The 22,532-nt window shown below is 51.2% G+C and carries 24 protein-coding genes; 8 read left to right on the top strand and 16 right to left on the bottom strand.

Annotation, left to right across the window (positions count from 1 at the left end):
• Window positions 1-74: 74 nt before the first annotated feature.
• The 3 genes from AC1VOR_RS17275 to pdxR form a co-directional block, all read right to left on the bottom strand.
• Window positions 75-971, bottom strand: coding sequence for a DUF4097 family beta strand repeat-containing protein (locus AC1VOR_RS17275; RefSeq protein WP_482619571.1), 897 nt, complete (start codon window positions 969-971; stop codon window positions 75-77).
• A 116-nt stretch (window positions 972-1,087) separates the two neighbouring features.
• Entirely contained in the window at window positions 1,088-1,873 is a 786-nt protein-coding gene (locus AC1VOR_RS17270; RefSeq protein ID WP_482619569.1) for a helix-turn-helix domain-containing protein, read from the bottom strand.
• Between the two features lie 34 nt (window positions 1,874-1,907).
• Window positions 1,908-3,422 carry a MocR-like pyridoxine biosynthesis transcription factor PdxR gene (gene pdxR, locus AC1VOR_RS17265; RefSeq protein ID WP_482619567.1) on the bottom strand — a complete coding sequence of 505 codons (1,515 nt, stop codon included), beginning with the start codon at window positions 3,420-3,422 and terminating at the stop codon, window positions 1,908-1,910.
• Between the two features lie 133 nt (window positions 3,423-3,555).
• Between pdxR and AC1VOR_RS17260 the strand changes: the two genes are divergently transcribed.
• The 3 genes from AC1VOR_RS17260 to AC1VOR_RS17250 all read left to right on the top strand — a co-directional run bounded on the left by AC1VOR_RS17260 (window position 3,556) and on the right by AC1VOR_RS17250 (window position 5,826).
• Window positions 3,556-4,182, top strand: a complete 627-nt coding sequence (locus AC1VOR_RS17260) for a pyridoxamine 5'-phosphate oxidase family protein (RefSeq protein WP_482619565.1) — start codon at window positions 3,556-3,558, stop codon at window positions 4,180-4,182.
• 108 nt (window positions 4,183-4,290) lie between these two features.
• Entirely contained in the window at window positions 4,291-5,589 is a 1,299-nt protein-coding gene (locus AC1VOR_RS17255) for an aminotransferase class I/II-fold pyridoxal phosphate-dependent enzyme (protein ID WP_482619564.1), read from the top strand.
• Window positions 5,590-5,709: 120 nt separating this feature from the next.
• Window positions 5,710-5,826, top strand: a complete 117-nt coding sequence (locus AC1VOR_RS17250) for a YjcZ family sporulation protein (protein ID WP_482619562.1) — start codon at window positions 5,710-5,712, stop codon at window positions 5,824-5,826.
• 62 nt (window positions 5,827-5,888) lie between these two features.
• Here the strand turns inward: AC1VOR_RS17250 and AC1VOR_RS17245 are convergent, their stop codons facing one another.
• From AC1VOR_RS17245 to AC1VOR_RS17225, 5 genes are all read right to left on the bottom strand, one after another.
• Window positions 5,889-7,103, bottom strand: a complete 1,215-nt coding sequence (locus tag AC1VOR_RS17245; protein ID WP_482619560.1) for an ABC transporter permease — start codon at window positions 7,101-7,103, stop codon at window positions 5,889-5,891.
• Between the two features lie 2 nt (window positions 7,104-7,105).
• Window positions 7,106-7,852, bottom strand: coding sequence for an ABC transporter ATP-binding protein (locus tag AC1VOR_RS17240; RefSeq protein ID WP_482619558.1), 747 nt, complete (start codon window positions 7,850-7,852; stop codon window positions 7,106-7,108).
• A 37-nt stretch (window positions 7,853-7,889) separates the two neighbouring features.
• The gene (locus tag AC1VOR_RS17235) at window positions 7,890-9,371 is read right to left on the bottom strand and encodes a DEAD/DEAH box helicase (RefSeq protein ID WP_482619557.1); all 1,482 of its coding nucleotides are present in this window, start codon (window positions 9,369-9,371) and stop codon (window positions 7,890-7,892) included.
• A 130-nt stretch (window positions 9,372-9,501) separates the two neighbouring features.
• Complete coding sequence (locus tag AC1VOR_RS17230; RefSeq protein ID WP_482619555.1) at window positions 9,502-10,278, bottom strand: SDR family NAD(P)-dependent oxidoreductase; 777 nt, start codon at window positions 10,276-10,278, stop codon at window positions 9,502-9,504.
• A gap of 78 nt (window positions 10,279-10,356) precedes the next feature.
• The gene (locus AC1VOR_RS17225) at window positions 10,357-10,815 is read right to left on the bottom strand and encodes a chemotaxis protein CheX (protein WP_482619553.1); all 459 of its coding nucleotides are present in this window, start codon (window positions 10,813-10,815) and stop codon (window positions 10,357-10,359) included.
• Between the two features lie 278 nt (window positions 10,816-11,093).
• Between AC1VOR_RS17225 and AC1VOR_RS17220 the strand changes: the two genes are divergently transcribed.
• Window positions 11,094-11,996, top strand: coding sequence for a LysR family transcriptional regulator (locus AC1VOR_RS17220; RefSeq protein WP_482619551.1), 903 nt, complete (start codon window positions 11,094-11,096; stop codon window positions 11,994-11,996).
• Window positions 11,997-12,061: 65 nt separating this feature from the next.
• The gene (locus AC1VOR_RS17215) at window positions 12,062-12,871 is read left to right on the top strand and encodes a histidinol-phosphatase (RefSeq protein ID WP_482619549.1); all 810 of its coding nucleotides are present in this window, start codon (window positions 12,062-12,064) and stop codon (window positions 12,869-12,871) included.
• 228 nt (window positions 12,872-13,099) lie between these two features.
• Here the strand turns inward: AC1VOR_RS17215 and AC1VOR_RS17210 are convergent, their stop codons facing one another.
• Both AC1VOR_RS17210 and AC1VOR_RS17205 read right to left on the bottom strand, forming a co-directional pair.
• A complete protein-coding gene (locus AC1VOR_RS17210) occupies window positions 13,100-13,675 on the bottom strand; it encodes a GNAT family N-acetyltransferase (protein ID WP_482619548.1) in 576 nt (191 codons plus the stop codon).
• The gene (locus tag AC1VOR_RS17205) at window positions 13,672-14,421 is read right to left on the bottom strand and encodes a DUF1361 domain-containing protein (RefSeq protein WP_482619547.1); all 750 of its coding nucleotides are present in this window, start codon (window positions 14,419-14,421) and stop codon (window positions 13,672-13,674) included. Before AC1VOR_RS17205 ends, AC1VOR_RS17210 begins: the two co-directional genes overlap by 4 nt.
• A 143-nt stretch (window positions 14,422-14,564) precedes the next feature.
• On the opposite strand from AC1VOR_RS17205, the gene AC1VOR_RS17200 reads away from it, so the two are divergent.
• Window positions 14,565-14,879 (top strand): MGMT family protein, encoded by a 315-nt coding sequence (locus AC1VOR_RS17200; RefSeq protein WP_482619546.1) that lies wholly within the window; start codon window positions 14,565-14,567, stop codon window positions 14,877-14,879.
• Window positions 14,880-14,919: 40 nt separating this feature from the next.
• On the opposite strand, the gene nagZ is transcribed toward AC1VOR_RS17200, so the two are convergent.
• From nagZ to AC1VOR_RS17185, 3 genes are all read right to left on the bottom strand, one after another.
• The gene (nagZ, locus tag AC1VOR_RS17195; protein WP_482619544.1) at window positions 14,920-16,278 is read right to left on the bottom strand and encodes a beta-N-acetylhexosaminidase; all 1,359 of its coding nucleotides are present in this window, start codon (window positions 16,276-16,278) and stop codon (window positions 14,920-14,922) included.
• A 27-nt stretch (window positions 16,279-16,305) separates the two neighbouring features.
• Window positions 16,306-16,884 carry an LOG family protein gene (locus AC1VOR_RS17190; protein WP_482619543.1) on the bottom strand — a complete coding sequence of 193 codons (579 nt, stop codon included), beginning with the start codon at window positions 16,882-16,884 and terminating at the stop codon, window positions 16,306-16,308.
• Window positions 16,885-16,953: 69 nt separating this feature from the next.
• Window positions 16,954-17,493, bottom strand: a complete 540-nt coding sequence (locus AC1VOR_RS17185; RefSeq protein WP_482619541.1) for a hypothetical protein — start codon at window positions 17,491-17,493, stop codon at window positions 16,954-16,956.
• Between the two features lie 230 nt (window positions 17,494-17,723).
• On the opposite strand from AC1VOR_RS17185, the gene nrdD reads away from it, so the two are divergent.
• Together nrdD and nrdG are read left to right on the top strand one after the other, a co-directional pair.
• Window positions 17,724-19,910: an anaerobic ribonucleoside-triphosphate reductase gene (nrdD, locus tag AC1VOR_RS17180; protein WP_482619539.1), complete on the top strand. Its 2,187-nt coding sequence runs from the start codon at window positions 17,724-17,726 to the stop codon at window positions 19,908-19,910.
• 1 nt (window position 19,911) lies between these two features.
• Window positions 19,912-20,424 (top strand): anaerobic ribonucleoside-triphosphate reductase activating protein, encoded by a 513-nt coding sequence (gene nrdG, locus AC1VOR_RS17175; protein WP_482619537.1) that lies wholly within the window; start codon window positions 19,912-19,914, stop codon window positions 20,422-20,424.
• A 95-nt stretch (window positions 20,425-20,519) separates the two neighbouring features.
• Here nrdG and AC1VOR_RS17170 read toward each other — a convergent pair whose 3' ends face one another.
• From AC1VOR_RS17170 to AC1VOR_RS17160, 3 genes are read right to left on the bottom strand one after another with little or no spacing between them, the layout of a single operon-like run.
• Complete coding sequence (locus tag AC1VOR_RS17170) at window positions 20,520-21,353, bottom strand: CPBP family intramembrane glutamic endopeptidase (RefSeq protein ID WP_482619536.1); 834 nt, start codon at window positions 21,351-21,353, stop codon at window positions 20,520-20,522.
• A 17-nt stretch (window positions 21,354-21,370) separates the two neighbouring features.
• Entirely contained in the window at window positions 21,371-21,892 is a 522-nt protein-coding gene (locus AC1VOR_RS17165) for a YfiT family bacillithiol transferase (protein WP_482619534.1), read from the bottom strand.
• Window positions 21,893-21,895: 3 nt separating this feature from the next.
• Window positions 21,896-22,531: a DUF4269 domain-containing protein gene (locus AC1VOR_RS17160; protein WP_482619533.1), complete on the bottom strand. Its 636-nt coding sequence runs from the start codon at window positions 22,529-22,531 to the stop codon at window positions 21,896-21,898.
• Window position 22,532: the final 1 nt, after the last annotated feature.

Below are 22,532 nucleotides of genomic sequence, written 5' to 3'. Positions count from 1 at the left end.
ACCGGCTGTGTTCCCTCTTCAAAAGAAGGTTCACACTTGGTTGCTGCTGGTGTATCGTACACTCTAAATTCAGTCTATTCTACCTTGATGCTCCCAAGAGAGGTCGTCAGCGACACTTGTGGCCCGCCGCCATTGTGCTCACTGGTTCCCTCCGGTGCTCCGGTAATTTGGCCAAGCTCGGTAGTTGTCTTCAGGTTATAGCCCAAGGAATCGGCCATGCTGGCGGTGATACTGCCTACATCGGCGTTGACACTAAGGCTGCTGTCTGATTCGAGAAAAGCCAGAGACAAATTCACGCTACCCGTTTCAGTCTCAATCGTTGATTTCCCAACAATCCCGCCATCCTGCACGTTAATGGAGCCCACATCTCCCTCCAAGCGGTATTTCCCGGTCACGCCAACTACCTTGATATTGCCTACGTCGACACGGATATCCAGATCCTGAACACGGGCTGGAATTTCCACGATATAATCGATTGTAAATTCAGAGGTCTTTAATTTCTTCTTCGCCCAAGACCACAAGCTCTGGCTTGGATCGTCCTTCGCATGAACACGAACCTCGGCAATCCCCTTCTTGGTTGTCACCGATACCGTGCTGGCTTCAAACAGTTCCTCCTGCTGCTTCTGGCTAATGCGGCCCTGCTGCACCGTAATTACCGCGCCTACGGACAGTTGATCCGTCGTACCCTGCACTACTTCTACGCTGCCCACTTGATTGTCGATGCTCAGCTTATCGGCCTTACCGATGTCCGTTGCATGACTAAGCTCATGTGTCACTTGGTTAAGTGTCATACTCTCCTCCCAATTATCGACCGTAAGCTCCAATGAATCCTGCACTTTATCTACCGTATTCAAGGCCATATTTTCTACCTTTTCCGAAAAGGCATCCTGCTCGCTACTACAACCCACGGTCATAGCCAGCAATAATCCTGCCGTTGTGAGCCAGGCCATTTGTCCGAATTTGCTCCTCATGCTTACGTCCCCCTGTTCTTGCCTTACCTAATCCATATTATATCTGACTCATCTTCTGCCGCCACGGCCGGGAGGCCAGCAAGGGCCCTAGACTTAAGTCGCAATAAGTGATCTGCTTAACGGATTTCGGAGGGGCTTTTTCCCGTATACTGCTTAAATTGACGGCTAAAAAAGAAAATATCGCGATATCCCAGCGCATCTGCGACCTCGGTCACATTCATTCCCGCATGGAGCAAGAGGTGCTGTGCCCGATCGATACGCGACTTGATGATGTAAGCTTGGACCGACATCCCGATAATTTCCTTGAATTTAATAGAGAAATAGCGCGGCGACAATCCCGCCCGGGCTGCCAAATCCTGCACTTTGTGCGGAAGGCCCGGATGCTGTACCACGTAATTCGCTACCTCATGGATGACCTCGTGCAATTGATTGCTGACCTTCCGCTCTGTGGGCACCTCACGTTCTTCACGCAACAAATAAATCAGCAATTGCTTGAGGATCAAACGGGCCTCTTCTTCTGCGGCATAGGCCTTAATCAGAAACAAGCGCACGTAACGCGCAAGCATATATTCGAAATCAAGTGTCTCCTCCAGTACCCGGTAAGAGCCCGGCACCTCGCTGACCGGCTCATGAACATCAAAATGAATATACGTCAGTACAAGCGGACGTTGAGGATTATGAGTAGCGGTGGTGTAATCTCCCTTCCGGAACAGGAAGCAACTGCCTTTGCTCACCGGGATGGCCTGGTCATTAAGCACAACCGTCCCCTCCCCGCTCCATACATAGAATAAATCATAGTTCTGTAGCGGCTTCTCTCGTTTATGCCATTTCCATCCGGGCTCACACACGATCTTGGCGAACGCCGGCTTTAATTCGAATGAAGACGGTGAAATGTGTAGCATGTCCTTCCCTCCCGTAAAAAGTGCTGACCGCTTGTTAAGTTGTTTTTATTATACCCCGATATCGGCCTGCTTGGATATCGTCCCAAGCCGATTTCATCCGGTGAATTCCCTCCAGCAACTTTCCTTCCGCCAAATGGGCAAAACCGAAGCACGCTGCGGGTATCCCCGGAGTTAACCGATAGGCCTCTGCATCACGGAAGACTACACCCTGATCCAGGGCGGCCTGACGGAAGACCTGATATTCCTCCGGGGAGCGAAGCCATTCGGCATAGATAAGCAGGCCCGCATCAGCGGGCCTTAGCTTGAAGAGCTGATCGAGTTCCTGCTCCATCGCACGGCGGAAGGCCTCTTGCTTGGCACCATAGTAGCGCCGCATTCTACGTAAATGGCGCTCATAACCGCCCGTACGCATAAACCGCGCCAGCGCCCTCTGCTCAAGCCGGGAAGCTGGCAGCGGCTCGTAGAGTGCCTTGGCGCTGGCAACCGGGCGGGTCAGACTGCGGGGCAGCACCGCGTAACCGATTCTGAGGGCACTGAACATTGTCTTGGAGAAGGAACCGATATATACAACGCCATCCTCCTGGTCCAGTGCCTTTAACGGCTCCAGCGGACGGCCTCCCCAGCGAAACTCACTGTCATAATCGTCTTCAATGATGACCGCCTCCCTCCGCGAGGCCCAGGCCAGCAATTCACGGCGGCGGGCGTAGGGAAGCACCACTCCGGTTGGAAATTGTCGGCCAGGGGTAACGAATAGCAGCTTGGCTGTCCAATCTCTTGGCACAAGTCCCTCTTCGTCCATCTGTCCCGGTTCTACCACGCCACCGCAGGCGGCCACCGCTCGGGTAATCCCGTAGTAACACGGGTCTTCGAGGACCGCGGCCTCCCCTTCCTCCAGCAGCAGTTGGGTCAGTAGTGTAATGGCCTGAAGCGATCCATTGAACAGACAAATCTGTGCGGCTTCAACGGCAATGCCCCTTGCCCGCCGCAAGTACGCTGCAATGGCCTCGCGCAACTCCCTGTCACCGGCAGGTTCTACCGCTACGGTCAAGCTGTTGTTCCCGGCGGTCTCGGCCCAGGCCAAGGCACTGCGCCATTCAGCAACAGGGAACAACGCTTCCCAGGTCCCTCCATCAAGGTAGGAGATCAGTTCGGGGGGAGTCACTCCGGGAGGGGTCACAGTGGGTCTGATGATATCGGCTGCTTCTCCAGTAGCCGCCATCAGCTCCTCTACCCGTCTGCCCCAGCGTGATAATACGATGGGCCGGACTTCTTTGGCTTCCTTCACAGGTGAATAGGGAGAGGCTGTGACAAAGGTGCCGCTCCCCAACACCGTATGTACATACCCCTCGGCATTCAACATATCATACGCCTGTGACACACTCCCTCGGGAAAGGCCATAATGCGAAGCCAATTCCCGAGTGGACGGCAGCCGCATGCCTTCAGGCAGATTACCTTCATGAATGGCCGCACGAATAGCGTGGTACAGGGCCAGGTATTTATAGGTATATTTCTTGCTGAACTTCTCTAAATAAACCGTAAATTCAGGCATCTTTCTCCTCCTCTCTGGCAACATTATGCTTTCGCTTACAATTGGACCATTTAAATTAATGTAAATTGGTTCTTTTTTATTGTCAATTTGCGGCGTAAGCTAATGAACAACACGATCATAAGGAGCGATCAATATGCGTAGAAAAGAGTTCTCCATGACGGAAGAAGCAGAGATCACCTCATTTTTACAGGAAATGACCTTTGGTTTTCTGGGAACCGTGGACAAGGAAGGCTGGAGCCGAGTAACACCGCTAAATTTCGTGTATGACGGGGCCTGCTTTTACTTCCATGGCAGCCTGGCGGGGGAGAAGATGAAACATTTGGCCCACGATCCCCGCGTTAGCTTTACGGTGGCCAAGGAGTATGCGATTATTCCTTCATACTTTACCGATCCTAAGCTGGCTTGTCCGGCCTCTGCCTACTTCAAAAGTGTGATGGTGCGAGGACGAGTGGAGAAGGTTGATGACCTCCCGGAGAAAGCCAGGGTCTTCACTTTATTCATGGAGAAGCTCCAGCCCGAGGGAGGTTATGCGCCTATTGTGCCAACGGATGCCGACTATGCCGGGCAACTCAAAGCCGTTGCCTTGCTGCGCATTGTTCCCGAGGATATCAGTGCCAAGTTCAAATTCGGTCAGAACGTGAAGGAGCCTTCCTTCTCGCACATCATCACGGGGTTGAAGCAACGAGATCAAGAGCTTGATCAGAAGACTATCCACTTGATGAAGCAGTATTGTCCCGCACATAGCGGACAAATCGATTAGCGCCCATGAATTGACCGTGACGCCTGAGGATCGAAATGATATAATGTTAGGCAGCTTTAGAACGTTACCTCCTTAAAATATCAAAACCGATCGGAAGGATGAAATGTGATGACCCCACTTGCGGAGCAGTTAAACGAGAGCATCAAATCCGGCAATCATCATGTGTACGACATGCTGTCCACGCTGGGCAAGGAGATCTATTTTCCGAAGGAAGGCATCTTGAGCCAATCCGCCGAAGCTTCGGCCCATGCCAAGAAATATAATGCGACGATCGGTATCGCTACCGAACAGGGTGGTCCGATGCATCTTGCGGTCATCCAAGACACGCTGTCTGCCTATAAGCCACAGGATTTGTATCCGTATGCCCCGCCGGCAGGCAAGCCGGAATTGCGCTCAGTGTGGCGCGACAAAATGCTCCTGGACAACCCTTCATTGTCTGACAAGAGCTTCGGTAACCCTATCGTGACCAACGCCCTGACCCATGGCCTGAGTATTGTGGCCGACCTATTCGTAGGCGAAGGGGATGCCGTGATCTATCCGGATAAGAACTGGGAAAATTACGAATTGACCTTTGGAGTTCGCCGTCATGCTCAGCTTGTTCATTTCCCGCTATTTACCGAGCAAATGACTTTCAACAGTGCCGGTTTGCGGGAGGCCTTGCTGGCTCAGAAGGATAAGGGCAAAGCTATCGTTGTTCTCAATTTCCCCAATAATCCTACAGGCTACACGCCGGGTGCGAAGGAAGGCGAAGAGATCGTCTCAGCTCTGCTGGAAGCTGCCGAAGCTGGTATTAATGTTGTAGCCGTCACGGATGACGCCTACTTCGGACTGTTCTTCGAAGACTCTCTGCAGGAATCGTTGTTTGGCAAGCTTTGCGGTCTGCATCCTCGCCTCTTGCCCATTAAGGTGGATGGTGCCACCAAAGAGGAATTTGTATGGGGATTCCGCGTCGGGTTCATCACCTTCTCCGATAATCATAAAGAGGTGCTCACCGCCTTGGAGCAGAAGACATTGGGGATTATTCGGTCGACCATTTCAAGCGGCCCGCATCCTTCCCAAACCTTTGTACTCCAAGCGTTAAAGTCGCCTGAGTTCAACGCGCAGAAGGAAGAGAAGTTCCAAGTGATGAAGGGTCGGGCCAACAAGGTTAAAACCCTGCTGGACAGTGGCAAATACGATGCTGTATGGGACTATTACCCGTTTAATTCGGGGTACTTTATGTGCCTCAAGCTCAAGACGGTTTCAGCCGAAGCGCTTCGGCTCCATTTGATTCATCAATATGGTGTCGGTACCATTGCGCTCGGGGAAAGCGATCTGCGAATTGCCTTCTCTTGCATTGCTGAGGAGCATTTGGAAGAGTTGTTCGAACTGATCTACCGAGGTGTGCAGGATTTGCAAAATCAATAAATAGGTTGGTGTTTAGCCACGGATCTATACCATGGCCCAAGCACAGCTCCTTCCCGCTTCATACAATACGGTGTACGAACACACATGACACCTGACAGGGTGTATGAAAGGGGAAAAAACATGAGCGGTGTAGAGGATGTAAGAGGTGGATACGGCGGTGGCCTGTACGCAAGCACGGGCTATATTCTCGTTCTCTTTATTCTGTTGGTCATCATTAGTCGCACCATCTTGTTATAATATCTGCGGCTAACAAGAACGGACCGCTTCCTTCGGGAAGCGGTCCGTTTTAATTTATATTCCTACTCGTCGTCCTCTTCTTGCCATTTACGGGCCCAGGTCGAGCGCATGCCCCAGGCCAGGATTATACCGCCTGCCAGCGATCCGAAGGTTAGCGCCGGATCACCGCCCGGCATTGCAATCATGGGCAGCCATAGCAGAACGGCAACGCCCAGTAGCAAGCTGGTCGCCAGGCGCAATACCGCCGCCTTGCGTGCCCCTGCTGGCAACGGGTAATAGGAGGCCGCAGGCGAATCCTGGTGAGTTTGCCGCAGCGAAGCAAGCTGCGTGCCAATCAGGAACACAAACAACAGATATAGCACAGCGCCCAGCCAGGATTGAGCATTCCAGCCCGTCAATACCATGCCCAGCAAGGTAAGACGCACTACAATACCAAGCAACTCACTGCGGGTAAAGGTCTTGATCAATAAGTAACGGTAAGCCTCGGCAGGATTCCAGGGAAGCCGATTACCAACCGCAGATAAATAACGGCGGCGAATGACCTTCTGCCCGTCGGCAGGAACCTCCACGAACCACCCCAACACCAGCATTGTGCGTGCTGCCCCCGAACGCTCCAAGGCGATGAGATGTTCCCAAGGCACCTTATGTTTTAACGGAAACCGTAAGAGCAGCACATAGTTCAGGCTAAGCAGCAGCATAAACAAAGCGCTCTTCCAGGCTGGCTGCCAAATCCAGGCGGCTACAAGTAGCAGCAGGAAACACCAGCGCAGCAGACGGTAACCCGAGCGGGCCCGGGATGACGCTATGCGCATCTCCTGCCAAGCGCCATAGGTGCTCAGCGCCTTGAGCAGCACCAGCACGAGCAGCATCAACCACAAGGGATGGAAGACCCCTGTGCTCCGTTGATACAAAGGCCAGAGCAATAGCAGTACAATAACCAGTCCCGGTACCTTATAGATTAAGCCGCTGCGAAAGGCAGGTGTTAAGTATGAGTTCATTTTACTTTCCTGGGGCAGCAGAAACAGAATATCCGCCGGTTGCAGATAGGTACGAAATCCGGCATGAACGGTTAGCGGTCCCAGCAGCAACAGCATAATCCAGCGAATCGGCAGATCAGGTGGCAAATCCCGCAGGAAGGCCGTATACCAGGCGGCAAAGGCAATGCTGAGAATCAGCAGCAGCACCGCCACCCCGCTTTGCAGCACATAGGGCAAATACGGAAGCACCTTGCTCCAGAATAGCGCCCTCCGCCGTCGATGCAGCGCGCGAAGTTCCATAGCTATTCGCCGTCCTTCACTAGGTCGTAGAAGATCTGCTCCAGCCCGGCACCCGGTGTATGTATGTGCTCCCCAAGTTCGGCCAGCGTTCCCTGAGCCAGCACCTTGCCCCGGTGCAAGACGATAAACCGGTCGCAATAATGCTCAATCGTCGACAAGATATGGGAGCTAAGCAGGATGGACGAGCCATTTTGCTTCATTTCCTGCATGAAGTCCAGCAGCGAACGAATCCCAAGGGGGTCCAGTCCGAGAAACGGCTCATCGATGACGTACAGCGGCGGACGAGCAACGAAAGCGCACATAATCATTACTTTCTGCTTCATGCCCTTGGACAGGTGCATGGACAAGCTGTCGGCCTTCTCTTCCATATGGAACAACTTGAGCAGACGCTCCGAGCGCTCACGGTATGCTTCTGAATCCACATTATAGGCCCTTGCGGCAAATTCAAGATGCTCCCTTACGGTGAGCTCCTCATATAACAACGGCGACTCGGGAACGAAGGCCAACGAGGATTGGTATTGCTCGGGCTGATCATGCCGGGTTTGCCCTGATATGCGAATCTCTCCCTGGTGGGGAGTCATCAGGCCCAGAATATGCTTCATGGTCGTACTCTTGCCGGCCCCGTTAAGGCCGATAAGTCCAACCATTTCTCCCGGTTGCACATCAAAGGCCACATCATGGAGCACGGGACGTCCCACGCTATACCCACCGCTCAAATCATCAACCTGCAATACTGGCAATTCACTCAATCCAAACTCCTCCTACCGTTAATAGCGCTAACGCTACCTATTGATCCTGCGGTGGCTTGTTCTTCAGCCACTTGGGAGCGCCCTTGTTCTTCCGATCCTGCAATCGCTCCTTCTTCCGGGCCGCGCTTGGGGTTGCCTGTCGTCCCGTACCTGTCGTCTTCCTGCCAGAAGCCGGATTCCCTGTACGTTTGGCTGGATAGGATTCACCATGACTCCCTGAGGCAGCCTGTCCGCCCAAATCGAGAGGTCTTGATTTGAGGCCTTCACTCGGGGAAGCATTCCGCTTCGGTGCATCGTCTTGATTAGCTGGAGCCCTGCCTTGACCTTGAGGCGCTCTTTCGCTAATTCCCTGCCGCGACGAAGCATTCCCTGCCGGGCGATCTTCAGGGCCGGCCAGCTTTCCGCCATAAAGCTGCTTAAGTTCAATCTCAATGTCCAATTCTCGCGCGAATTTGCGCATAATGAATTCTTCCTGTGGCGCAATAATCGATACGGACAGCCCCTTCCGGCCCATTCGGCCCGTGCGACCAGAACGATGCACGTAATGTTCAGCATCGATGGGAGGGTCCAGATTAACGACAAGCGCCAAGTCTTCAATATCCAGTCCGCGCGCAGCTACATCACTAGCAACCAGCACACGAATTTTGCCTTCCCGGAACCGCTTTAGCGTCAAGCTACGTGCGGTCTTGTCTGCGTCACCATACAGTGCGCCTGCATCCAGGCCGACATAATTCATCTTCGCTTCTACCTCGGCAATCTGATCGGTATGATTAATGAACACCATCGTACGCTCCGGGCTAAAATGTCTTACAATTCGGCGCAACATGTCGATCTTGTCCCTGGCCTCGCAGACAAAATACATATGCTCCAGCGTCTTGGAGGTTCGTTGCTCCGGCTCGATGCCGATCTCCAACGGCTCCTTCATTTCCTTGGCGGCCAAAGCACGGATATCTCCGTTAATCGTTGCCGACAGGAACAGGAGTTGCCGCTCCCGCAGCGTTCCCCGCAGGATATGCTCAACATCGGCTGTGCCGCCCAATTGGAACATCTGGTCTACCTCATCCACGACCACAGTGCGCAAAGTATGCAGCTTCAGCTTCCGCTGCGCAAGAATCTCCCGGATACGTCCCGGTGTGCCTACCACGAGCTGCGGATGTAGCCTCAGCTTCTCCAGTTGCCGTTTGATCGCAGCTCCGCCGATGAGCGCCTGGGAGCGGATGCCCAGCGATTCTCCGTACTTCTCCGCTTCCCGTTGAATTTGCATGGCAAGCTCCTGAGTCGGAGCCAGAATCAGTCCTTGCAGCGTCTTATCAGCGGGCGAAATAGCTTGGAGCAAAGGCAGCAAATAAGCCAGCGTCTTCCCTGTCCCCGTCTGCGACTCTGCCAAAATATCCCGACCCTCCAGCGCTGCTGGAATAGCTTCCGCCTGTACGGGAGAGGGTTCTGTAATGCCGTGCTCCTTCAATTTTGCCGTCAGTGTCTCTACAATGCCCAAATCGGCAAACGTTGTTATTGTCATTAAGTTCCATCCTTTGCTTTTGAAAAGTACATGTCATCCGATACCATTATTTTCATTATATGCGATAAGCGGCAACCACAACAAATCTCCCGGAAAAACGGCAAGTAAAAAGCCTGCCTTAGACGGCAGGCTATTTCTTATTCATTACCTTATAAGTCAACCGGTCTGCCAGACGCGGAAACATATGATACCACTTGGTTCCCACTCCAGCAATCCAGGGTAAGTTAATCTCAAGCATCCCCTTCTCCACGGCCTGGACCATCGCCCTGGCTACACGCTCGGGCTTCAGCATCATCCAGCGTACATTCTGGACATAACCTCCGTCCGGGTCAGCAATGTTGAAGAATTCAGTATCAATAGGACCAGGATTAATGGTCGAAACCGTAATCCCATATTCCCGAATCTCCTGACGTAAAGCGCTACTGAACCCAACCACCGCATGTTTGGTGGCCGTATAGGCCGTAGACTTCGCCGTACCAATCTTACCGGCAATGGAAGCCACATTCACGATTCGCCCGGAACGCGCGGATTTCATAGCGGGAAGCACCGCTTGGGTGCATCGAACCATACCCATATAATTCACGTTCATCATCTCGTTAAATTCCGAGATTGGCATACGATCCAGATACTCAAACTTGCCATAACCTGCATTATTCAACAGACAGTCCACCCTACCAAACTCGGCAAAGATCCCCTTAAATCCGGACTCGACGGAAGCATCGTCCCCGACGTCCATCTTCACTAGCCGATAAGGGCCCTTCAGCTTGAGGGCCACCTGTTCCAGCTTATCAAGTGAGCGAGCCGCCAACACAACAACCGCCCCGCGTTCAGACAGCATTTGTGCCGCCATGGCGCCGATTCCGCTGGAGGCTCCGGTGACGACCACGACTTTGTCCTGTAATGACATATTCCTAACTTCCCTTCAAGAGGTTGTTCAAAAAGTCATCTTGATCAAGAAGCGATTCAAGTCTTACTGAATTCTATCTTAAGAAATCATCACTTGAATGTCCAGTTCGCCAATCCCATCCATCAGCAACGGAATACATAACGCTTTGCGTGGCTCCACTTGCGTAGCGGAAATAGACTTGATTACTTGCGGGGGCGTGATGTCTACGGCAAATCCTTGATTGGACAAAATCGTGCTGGCATTCCCACTGATCATATTACCCAATTCGGAAATCGCACTCTGTCCCATCTCATCCATCTCCGTGAGTACAAATCCGCCCATCATTGCGGAAACGATGCGTAGCGCGACGGCTTCTTGCAATCCGAAAACAACCATACCGCTGAAGTGACCGGTCATGCCGATCTGGATCCAGATATGATCCTGTATAGGAATCACGTCCTTGATGCCCATGCTCCCGGTGGATGGGGATATTTGAACAACCTGTTCAATGACCGAACGTGCGGATTCAAGAAAAGGATTGATTACTTCTGCTTTCAAAATTATGCGCCCCTTTTCACTAGGAGAATAACTTTATACATACTAAAGTCCCATCTTTTGGCTAAGGATCATTATACTTTATTCCTACTAATAAGTCATTAAAAATCGAAATTTGAAATTTAAGCTAACCTCTTAAGTCAAGTCTGTCTAAAGACCCGGAAACGGTTACGTCATTGATTTAATCAAGGAAAATCACCTATAATTAATAAAATCGCATAAAAGCGCTGAATCTTCGCTTGCAAGATACAGCGGAACGGGAAAGAAAGGGAGGCAATCTGGTGAATATCAGTCAGTTGGAAACGTTAATTACTATCTCCAAGACGAAAAGTTTCCGTAAGGCCGGGGAACTATTAAATCTGACCCAGCCTGCCGTCTCGGCCCAGATCAAAAGTCTGGAGGACGAATTCCGGACGGTACTCGTGGATCGGAACCAACCGGTGACGTTAACGGACCGCGGACAAGTGTTTCTTGAACAGGCCGAACGCATGCTGGATATCGTTGAAGAACTCAAGCTCAAGCTATCGGATATGGAACATACCCCGCAGGGGCATATTGTACTGGGCACCACCACATCGATCGCCATACAGATTTTACCGCGGATTTTATCTTATTTTCAGGACCAGTTCCCTCTCATAAAGACAACGATTCAATCCATGCCCTCCTGCTTGATCTACCAAAACGTGGAGCAAGGGCTCGTGGACATCGGCATCGGTTATTTGATCGAGAACAACCCCCAGGTACTATCCTCGGTTCTGTATTATGATACCTTCGATCTGGTCGTCTCGCCGCTTCACCCGCTAGCCAATCAAACTATACCCACTCTGGAATCGCTACGCGATATGCCCATGATTATGCTATCCCCCGATACGGTCGGACGCCGGTTTATGGATGAAGTGTTCAAGCAGCATGACATGGAACCACATATTGTCATGGAGCTCTCCAGTAGCGAAGAGGTGAAACGGATGGTCGAAATCAACCTGGGCGCCGCGCTGATCTCACATCAGTCCATCCTTCGTGAACTGCGGCAAGGATCGCTGAAGAATGTTCCTATTCCTGAGTTCGAGGTTACGCATCCCGTGGGAGTCATTTACAAGTCCAGTCGGTACATCAACTCGGCGATGCAGCAATTTTTGGGCGACCTTAAGGGCATGCCCGAAACCAACTTTATTAGCTCCGAATAACATCAAAGGAAAGACGGAAAGTTGGCTCAACCATCCTGTGTTAACAGAAAGGAGTTCTTCTTCCTATGAAATTCGATCTCCATACTCACCATTTCCGCTGTGGTCATGCGGATGGCAACATTCGCGATTACGTTGAAGCCGCCATCGCCGCTGGCCTGTCAGTCATCGGAATCAGCGACCATACCCCCTACTTCGGCAGTCCGGAAGATCGCCCTTTCCCACGAATCTCCATGGGCAAGCAAGCCTTTGCCGGATACGTGGATGAGGTGCTGAAGCTCAAGAAGGAATTCGAAGGTAAGATCGACGTCCTGCTCGGCATCGAATCCGATTTCTTCCCCGAGCATGCAGAAGTATACAGAAATACACTAAATCAATATCCGTTCGACTACATTATCGGCTCGGTGCACAGCGTAGGCGGAGTCAGTATCTTCAACGAGAACCGCTGGAAGGGATTAAGCCATGCTGAGAAGATAGCTACCAAGGAAGCTTACTATGAATTAATCGGACAATCCGCGCGCAGCGGCATGTTTCAGATTCTTGGACATATCGATGCTATGAAAGGCAATTATCCCGAGTTCACCGAGATTCCGGCTGAAGCTGCCATTGATCGGGCACTCCAGGTTATTGCGGAGAACGAGGTAGCCATTGAGATCAATACCTCCGGAAAAACCAAACGAAGCGGCGGCTGGTATCCAAGCGATGCCATACTGGAACGAGCACTGCACTTCGGCGTGGAAGTCACCTTCGGCTCCGACGCCCATATTCCGGCAAGGGTAGGAGATGAACGCGAGGACGTTGCCCGGCGCTTGAAAGAGATTGGCTTTCAGGAATGGGTGTACTACAAACAGCAGCAGAAGGTTACCGTACCTTTGTAGAGGTTGTTCAAAAAGTCGTCCGGTACGAAGCAGTTCGAGAAGTAAATTCGATTTTTTGAACTCGTACTTGAGACTAGACTAAGAAGACAAAAAAAGAGAACCCGTGCCGTCATGCACCGGGTTCCAAGAGAAAATATATATTCAAAAGGGGGTCATGTAACAAGTGTACCCTCTTTCTATTAGGGTTTGATCACAGCTATATTTCATTTATGTAACAAAACCTATCACTTAGATTTCATAGTCCATCCGCTCCGCGACATAATGGCGTAATTCCGCGATAGTTCCTTTGGCTGCATGCCGCGTAGCTGCTACCCTTACACCGTCGTATTGCAAGCCACACTTCTGCAAGACTCGCTCCGATGCTGGGTTGTCCACGCTACAGTCCGCTTCGATTCGCAGTAAACCGAGCGTACCGAAGCCGAATTGCACCACATTTTGTACCGATTCCGTAGCATACCCCCTATTCCAATATGCGGGTGAGACAAGATAGCCAAGCCGAGCCTTACGCCCCTTCTCAGTCCAATACTGCAAGGAGCACAACCCGACTAGACGACGATCTTGCTTGGATTCGATAACAAAATGAAGATCGCGCAGAGTGCGATAAGAATCTTCGAAGTAGCGGTACAGGCGTCCGGGAAATAGCGGGTTGCCTCCATGAGAGAACAACGTGAAGGCGCGAACGGCCGGGTCTGCCAGACAGTCATACAACGCCTTGGAGTCCTCTTGAACGAGCCTTCGCAACAGCAAACGCTTGCTCTCCAATACCGGAAATTCGCTTCGTAACCGCTCCTTCAATTCCGTCATGCTTCCTCCCTTTGCTTCCATGGTAACAGAGCGTTCCCGCTCACTGCGGAGAACCCGTAAAGTAACACGTGACAAAACAAGGTAATCAAAAAAATCCACTTGCAAAAGCCTATCGCATGCGCCAGGTTCGCCGAATCTGTCATATAAAGAAGGGTCTCCTTCACCACGTGCTTGGGGGTTCTCAGAACGTCCCAGCTATTCCAGCGAATAAAACGTCCTAGGTAAATGCCAAAGCTGCTTAGCAAGAGCACTCCAACAGCGAATACCCAGCCGGCAACATGTCCCCAAGCTCTTTGAACCAGTCGCTGTACCGAAGCCAGCGATACCGAGCCAAGCGCAAGCCCTAACAAAGCTACAAAGAACAAGATGAACAGGTGATCCCAGAACAAGTTCTCCTGCCAGAACCTCACCTGTGAGCTGATCGGATAACGCGCAAAGGGATGCAGCATATCCGTAATCATATAAGCGGCATTCGGGTAAAAGAACAACCACATCAGCCCGGTAGGGATGCCCAGAAGCCATCTCCCTGTTCTTGAGCCCAGCAGGCTGATCCCATCAAGTGCAACCGCCAGTCCCAATGGAATCCAGGCCAAAAACGTGTTCCAGATCAGGAACAGATAAGGCGGTCTTCCCCCATCCGGCAAACGGGTACTGACCACATAGTTCATGGCGATGACCGTTATGATAAATAGAAAGCCGTACAGATACGCTTTCCCAGGGTAACCAAGCTGTTGCCATTTTTGCAAATCTTGTACCTCCCGTCCCATTCGTGTATCTCTGATAATGGTACGATTCGGTCGTCAGGATAGTTACGCCCTCGTCACGATTCCGTGGGATATGGTATAACACAAAGAGATAGATTGCGACAGATCGCAAGGAGGAATCATCGATGCAGCCATTTACCGAAAGAGCTCTGAAGATTATCGCAGCCATTCCCCCGGGCAAAGTGATGACTTACGGACAAATTGCCGCAGTAGCAGGTAGCCCCCGAGCCGCCAGACAAATCGTACGCATCCTGCACAGCATGAGTGCCAAATACCACTTGCCTTGGCATCGTGTAGTTAATGCCGCGGGCCAGATCGCCCTGCAGGACGAAGAAGGCTATCAGGAGCAGATTTGGAATCTGGAGGCAGAAGACATCGAGGTGCTGCCGAACGGGCGAATTGATCTCACCCGTTATCAGCATCACCCCGAAGCTTTATGACAGCTTTATGACAGCTCTATGAACGCCACCTGAAGCAGATTCATTTTAGCTTATACTCCTGCAGCAGTCCGCGAATATCCTTATTTATTTGCTCGGGATCAGGACCCTTCGCCGCTTCATTGTCAAGCTTGTATTTACGCTTTAACTCCAGGATACTGTAAACGCGCTGGTCTAGCATATCAGGTGTAATCTGTCCTTCATCCACCGCCTTATGAATGGCCTGAAGCACCTGCTTACCCTTGTCATAATCATGTCCTACTAATACGATATTTCCCCCGGCCTGAATAAACTGCACAGCAGCTTCTCCAATATCATAATGCTCCGTGATGGCGCCCATGGTCATATCATCAGAGATAACGACTCCGGTAAAACCTAACTCCTGCCTAAGCAAATCATGAATGGTGACCTGCGAGAACGATGCGGGATGGTCGGGATCAAGCTTGGGAAGCAGCAGGTGGGCAATCATGACCACATCTGCCCCCTCATCAATCGCCCGAGTGAACGGAATCAGCTCCAGTTCCCGCAGTCTGTTCAGGTCATGCTCCACAACCGGCAGACCAAGATGCGAGTCAACCGAAGTATCGCCATGCCCTGGAAAATGCTTAACTACCGGAATCACACCTTGCTCGCGAATCCCCTTCATGACAGCAATCCCCATTTGACTCACAATGTCCGGTTTGGTGCCAAAGGCACGATTCCCAATCACCGGATTATTCGGGTTGCTGTTCACGTCCAGCACCGGGGCGAAATTCATATTTAACCCGAAATCGCCTAGCTCTCGTCCTAGAATACCTCCGACTTGCTTGGCCAATTCCTCACTGCCTGCATCACCGATCTTGCGAGCCGTGGGCAAGCCGTCGAATTCCTGGGGCATACGACTGACCTTGCCACCTTCTTCATCTATACTCAGAAGCAAAGGAATCTGCGCATGCTCCCGGTTAAGCTGCTTCAAATCATTAAATAAACCAAGTGCTTGCCTCACATCTTGGATGTTATCCTTGTAGAAAATAAATCCCCCGACATGGGCCTCCTCAATGAAGGAACGTACGGTTGCATCCGGCGTTGTCCCCTCCAGACCAAGCAGAACCAATTGCCCAATCTTCTCCTCGGTGCTCAGCTTATTCAGCCATTGTTCCACTGAATCAGACGAGGGAGAAGCAGTATCATCGGAGCTGTTCGCATTTTCCGAATTCCCCGGTGGCTCGGATGGCTGTCCTGGACTGGATTCCCCTGTGTTCTGTTCACTGTTCGCCCCACCAGAGTTGGCCTCTTGAGGAAGCTCTCCTGAGCTTTGGGAGCCTGGAGAACACGCCGTGGCCAGCACAAGGACCATTAGCAGGCAGAACACGATTCGACCGGCATGATTTGGCCTGGTTTGTGGAATCATATTTGAGCGCATATGAATCGCCTCCTGTTCATTTCTGTATTACGCCTGTTGCTTCCATTTTGCCTCTGCAATGGACGGAATAAAACTCTCCATAAGTTGCAGCAATACTCCGGGGTCCTCCGCACGTTTGAGTAACGACCTCTGTTCAGCTTGAACAAATCCGGCATTCACACAAGATTCCACCAATTCGATCAGCGGGTCATAATACCCCTTAACATTCAGTACGCCCACCGGCTTCTGGTGAATACCGATCTGGAGCCAGCACAGTACCTCAAATAGTTCTTCCAGTGTACCGAAGCCGCCAGGCAAAGCGATAAACCCATCAGCCAATTGACTCATGGTTGCTTTGCGGGTATGCATATCCACCACTTCAATGAATTGAGTGAGCCCCGGATGAGCCTTCTCCCCGTGAATCAGGCCGGAGGGCATCACTCCAACGACCTCGCCGCCTGCGCCCAGCACCGCATCAGCAACCGCTCCCATCAATCCGTGCCTGGAGCCACCATAAATTAACCGGTAGCCGCGCTCGGCCATCACGGCCCCCAAATTTCCCGCCTGAATACGGTATTGCTCATCATCCCCATACCGGGAACCGGCAAATACGCAAATGGATTTCATCCTCTGCCCCTCCTTCGTCCATAGACCTTGTGATTGCCTATTGCTTCCCCAAAGGTTGTACCTGACTTCTCACTGTTCCTTCTCTTGCACAGTACCCGCAAGCTCCCAGCGGTGTGCGAATTTCTGTAGCCTCGGGTGGAGATCCGCTGGTTCTTGTGTCAATAATAAACGGACCTTGGTAATCCATTCCTCAAAGGAAAAGAAAGAAGCAAATTGATTGGCTACCTCCGGCGTCAAATATATGAAATGCGGGGCAGGATATTTCTCCGTCAAATGACGAAGCGCCGTATCCATGGGCGTATATTTCTTACGCTTGCCTTCCCATCCCTCGACACTAACGGAAGAGGAACCGCGCTCTCGCTTCCACTCATGCAAGCGGTCTTCCCGGCGGTAAAAGACAGACACGGGCTGCTTCGTCATTCTCCGTACTGTCTCCTCATGTAGCGGGTACAGCACTAGCTTCACGAATTTGCGGGCCGCAGCCTCGGCAGCCGCAAGTTCCAAATCGGTCTCCTCCATGTGCTCAAAGGAATCATAGAAGATTAACGTGCCTCTAGGGTCTGCCACCGGGGGTTCATAGCCAAAGGGCACCTGAATATTTTGTCTCAAGCTGAATATCCTCCTTGAAGAGTCACCTTAATATGTGCTTTGCTTGAGATTTTACCATAAGTCCCCAGTCCAATTCAGCCTGCTACTGTAAAAATTCCAGAGGGATTCCACCATACTAACCCTGTCCCAAATCTTCTAGAATAAAAATGAATATGAGTAGGATCACATTTTTTAAACTATATATTGTGCTATACTCACGAAGCACAACAATATATAGAGGGTGATTGAATATGATAGTCTTAAAACGTGACGGGTCCGAAGTACCCTTCGATCAACAAAAAATTATCGATGCAATCTGCGCAGCCATGAATAGCACAGAGAAGAAGATTGACATGGACGTTGCGCAGAAGGTGGCCGATAAAGTTACCGCCAAAATCTCCAGGCTGGAGAAGATTGATATTGAGCACATTCAGGACGAGGTGCAATCCGCCTTAATGAACAGCCGCCGTAAGGATGCAGCCGAGGCTTATATCGGCTACCGCGAAATCCGTACTTTGAAGCGGCGCGAACGCAGCAGCCTGGACAAGAAGGTGCTGGGCCTTCTGGAGCTGACCAATGAAGAGGTACTCAAGGAGAACTCCAATAAGGATGGAGCTACGATTCCTACCCAACGTGATTTACTGGCAGGTATCATGGCCAAGGACTTCGCGCAAACCTATATGATTCCCAAACGTGTGGTAGAGTCGCATAATAACGGTAGCCTGCATTTCCATGATCAGGATTACAGCCCCTACTTTCCCATCTACAACTGTATGCTCATTGATCTTAAGGGTATGCTGGAGAACGGCTTCAAGCTGGGGAATGCGCAGATTGAGACTCCTCGCTCCATCACAACAGCGACGGCCATTACAGCACAGATCATTGCCCAGGTCGCCAGCCATATTTATGGTGGGAATACGATTAACGAAATTGATAAAATTCTGGCTCCTTATGTGGCCAAATCCTTCGCCAAGCACTATGCTAACGGGCTGAAGTGGCTGTATTCGCTGGATCAGAAGACGATTGCCGAACTGGAAATGGATATCGCTTACGACAATCAGAGCTTACACGAACGTTTTCCGAAATGCTTCGATTACGCGAAGGAACTGGCCGAGAAGGAAACCTTCGATGCCTTCCAGTCGCTGGAATATGAGATTAATACTCTGGTGAGCGCCAATGGACAAACCCCGTTCAGTACGTTTGGATTTGGACGCGGACTCTCCTGGGAGGAACGGCAAATTCAAATTGCGATTCTGCGGAACCGAATTCGCGGACTGGGCAAGGACGGGAAGACGCCTGTATTTCCAAAGCTGATCTTCGGGTTGGAAGAAGGGGTTAACCTTCATCCGGGTGATCCCAACTACGATATCAAGCAACTGGCACTCAAATGCAGTACGCTTCGTATGTATCCAGACATTATCTCCGTACCGAAGGTGACTTCCATTACCGGGTCCTTCAAATTCCCAATGGGCTGTCGTTCATTCTTGGGTGTATATGAAGAGAATGGACAAGAACTGCATGATGGACGCTTTAATATGGGTGTCGTGACGGCGAACCTGCCTCGCTTGGCCATTCAAGCCAAGGGCTCTGAAGCTGAGTTCTATCGTCTGCTCGATGAACTGCTGGATGTATGCAAGGAAGGCTTGATGTACCGGATTGAGCGCCTGCGGGGTGTTAAGGCCAAGGTTGCTCCTATTCTTTATATGGAAGGTGCAGCAGGAAGTCGTCTACAACCCGAGGATACGATCGATCATTTGCTGATGAACGGCCGGGCCAGCATTTCGCTAGGTTACATAGGCATTCACGAGACCGTTCTGTCGCTGTACGGGCAGCATATCTATGATGATACCAAGCTATGGCAAAAGGGACTGGACATCGTTCGCTACCTGAGTGAACAAACAACGCAGTGGAAAGATGAGACCGGGTACGGCTTCAGCTTGTATTCCACCCCGGCGGAATCGCTCTGCTATCGATTCTGCAAGCTGGACGAGGAACGTTTTGGCGTGCTGGATGGCATCACTGATAAAGGCTATTATACGAACTCGTTCCATCTTGATGTGGCCAAGAAGGTAACTCCTTTTGAGAAGATTGAGTTTGAGAAGGAATATCCTGTTCATGCGAATGGCGGTTTTATCACCTATTGCGAATTCGACTCGCTCGTGCAAAATCCGGAGGCACTGGAAGCCGTATGGGATTATGCCTATGAACGCGTACCTTACTTTGGAACTAATACTCCAACGGATAAATGTCTGGAGTGCGGCTATGAAGGTGAATTCGAAGCTACTAGCAGTGGGTTCGAGTGTCCGAATTGCGGCAACCGCAATCCCAAGACCTCCTCGGTCATCCGTCGTTGCTGCGGCTATTTGTCCGAACCAAGCCAACGCCCGTTCAATGAAGGCAAACAGCGGGAAGTGTTAGCCCGCGTTAAACATATGTGACATGACCATGTATATAGCGGATTATAAGAAATTTGACGTGCTGAACGGAAGAGGCCTGCGTAATTCCCTGTTCGTCTCCGGCTGCACTCACCATTGCAAGGGTTGCTTCAATGCAGCTAGTTGGAACTTTAATTACGGTTTTGCTTACACGGCAGAATTCGAACAACAGGTTATTGATGATTTGCGAATTCCGGATATCCGGGTGTCTGGCCTTTCCCTCCTGGGCGGAGAGCCCTTTCAAAATGTGGACGGACTGCTTGGTCTGGTTAAGCGTGTACGCAAGGAATGTCCGGACAAGAACATTTGGGCGTGGTCGGGTTATACCTTTGAGGAGCTTGTAGCTGACTCCGCCCGTCAGGAATTACTGTCTCATTGTGATGTGCTCATCGATGGCAAATTTGTGCTGGAGCAGCGGAACCTTAAGCTGAAATGGCGAGGTTCGGAGAACCAGCGGGTGCTTGACGTGCAAGAGAGCCTGCGCCAGCAAGCTGCGGTCCGGCTTCATCCCGAATAACCCCTAAGACAAGCCATGGCTTCGGGGTTTAAAATCAAAAGAAGCTTCCCGCCTTATGTGATAAGGACGGGAGGCTTCTTCTTTGGATATAAGAGTTATCGCCCAATGCGGGGCAAGCGCTCGGATCTCTGATGTATACGCAGCACGAGTAGGCAAGCCAGCAAAAGGATAATCGTCGTTAGCAGGCTTCCTTCTGCACCAAAGCTCCCGCCAGAAATAACCGGATGGCCTTGTACTTCCGAGGTCATTAAGGAGCCCCCTTCCGTACCGGAAACCGCGAGTCCGAACACATTCCCTTGTACAAAGTTCCAAGTCAGGTGAAAGCCAATCGGAAACCATAGTCCCCCCGTGATCTCTCGGGTCATTGCAAAAAAGATACCCACGAGAAATATATTCAGCAGTGGCAACGGTGTTGACAGAATACCCGGATTGCCCAGATGCAGCAGGGCAAACAATAGGGAGGGAATCCACACCGCTGCACGTAAGCCGTAACGGTGTTTGATTAGTCCTTGCATATATCCTCGACACAGCAGCTCTTCGCTGATGGCAACAAAAGCAAAAACGATGAATTGAATACCAACCAACCGCCAGGTTCCGGCGTCACCATGGACGGAAATAATCTGTAATCCTCCCAAGGCCCAGATGCTGGCAAAGCTTAGCGTAATCAGTCCCACTCCCGTCAGCATGCCTAAGCCAGTATTCACAGCCATCCGAGGCTGTCGCAGTCCCAGCTCCCAGCGATACCTCCGTTCAAAGATGGCGTACATGATGAGTGGAGCCCCAATCATCGCTATATTTGTCACAAGTTGCCCACTCCAGCCCATCTGTCCGCCTGAAATCGTCAACAGCGTCGATCCCACCACCACAAGCACAACAAATATAAGCACAGTAAGCAGTATTTTTCCCAATATCCCAAACGCTTGCTTCATCTTCGCTCTCCCATTCCTTAAATATGTAGCCGGTCCCGTAAAGAGGTAATATGCGCCAGATGATGATTGCCATGCCAAGCATAATTGCCTAAATTATAGGCCAGGCTTGTGGTCTGTTCTGTACCTGGATGGAAAAACGACTTCTCATAATCGGCATCACTTAATGACTCTAGCAAAATCACCCATCGATGATGCAACGTCTCCAGCAAAGACAAAGAAATCTCCACTCCGGCCCGGGAATCAGCCAACTCAGCCCATCGGTCTTCGTAATAAGGCCGAATGGTTGGTATATCCTCCGTTAATGCCAGCTTGAATCGGATATAAGCGTTCATATGGCTATCGGCCACATGGTGTACCACCTGGCGTAGGCTCCAGCCGCCTTCCCGGTAAGCCAAGTTCAGTTGTTCTTCGCTCAGTCCCGCAACAGCCTCTCTCATTCTGGCAGGCAAAGCAGCAATCTCCTTGATCCATGCCTCCCGCTGGGCCGGTGTCACAACACCTTCGAATTCAAACAGGCCAATCGGATATCTAGGGTCCATTTGCTATTCCTCCTCTTTATTGAGTGGATTCATTATACTCCTTCTGGGTCGTGGTTCATACTGGCGCTTCTCCCTACATTCCTTCTCCCTGATCCACAAGCCTAACCGGGTATCCTCCCAATCCGCCATATCCAACAAGGTTTGATAAGGATCGCCGGCGAGACCGAAATATTGGGCGAAGGCCGGTTCGGTCTTGAGCCCGTTTATCTTAAGCTGGCGTATAGCTTCTAACGCCTCGGTACCTGCCATCTCCAGCAGCCGATGCTCGATGATCATATGCCGGTAGGCATTCTGCTTCGTTACTGTAAGCGGTTGGCCGAAGATTTCGAACCAGAACCCACCATAGCTGAACCCCGCCACCATTCGCGGCATACCAGCAACTACCTTGCTGGTACGGCTATACTGGTCACAGGTTCCAAAGTACCTCTCTAATACCAAAGCAAAGGATTCAGCATCATGTACTTCGCAAATGATATCCAGATCGCTTGCAGGAATATCAATATTCAGCGGTATTGTTCCGGCCAATACAGGTTCATATGGGGCCAACTTTTCCATAACCTGTAATTCCTGCATTACCCGGTAGGCCCTTTGCTGGCGATCATTCCCTTGCTCCAAGTAATCTAACTTTAAAAAATTCATC

It is taken from the genome of Paenibacillus sp. 1SOY10, from assembly GCF_056836745.1.
Note: the sequence above shows the minus strand (reverse complement) of the source record. Positions and strands in the feature narration are given on the sequence as shown.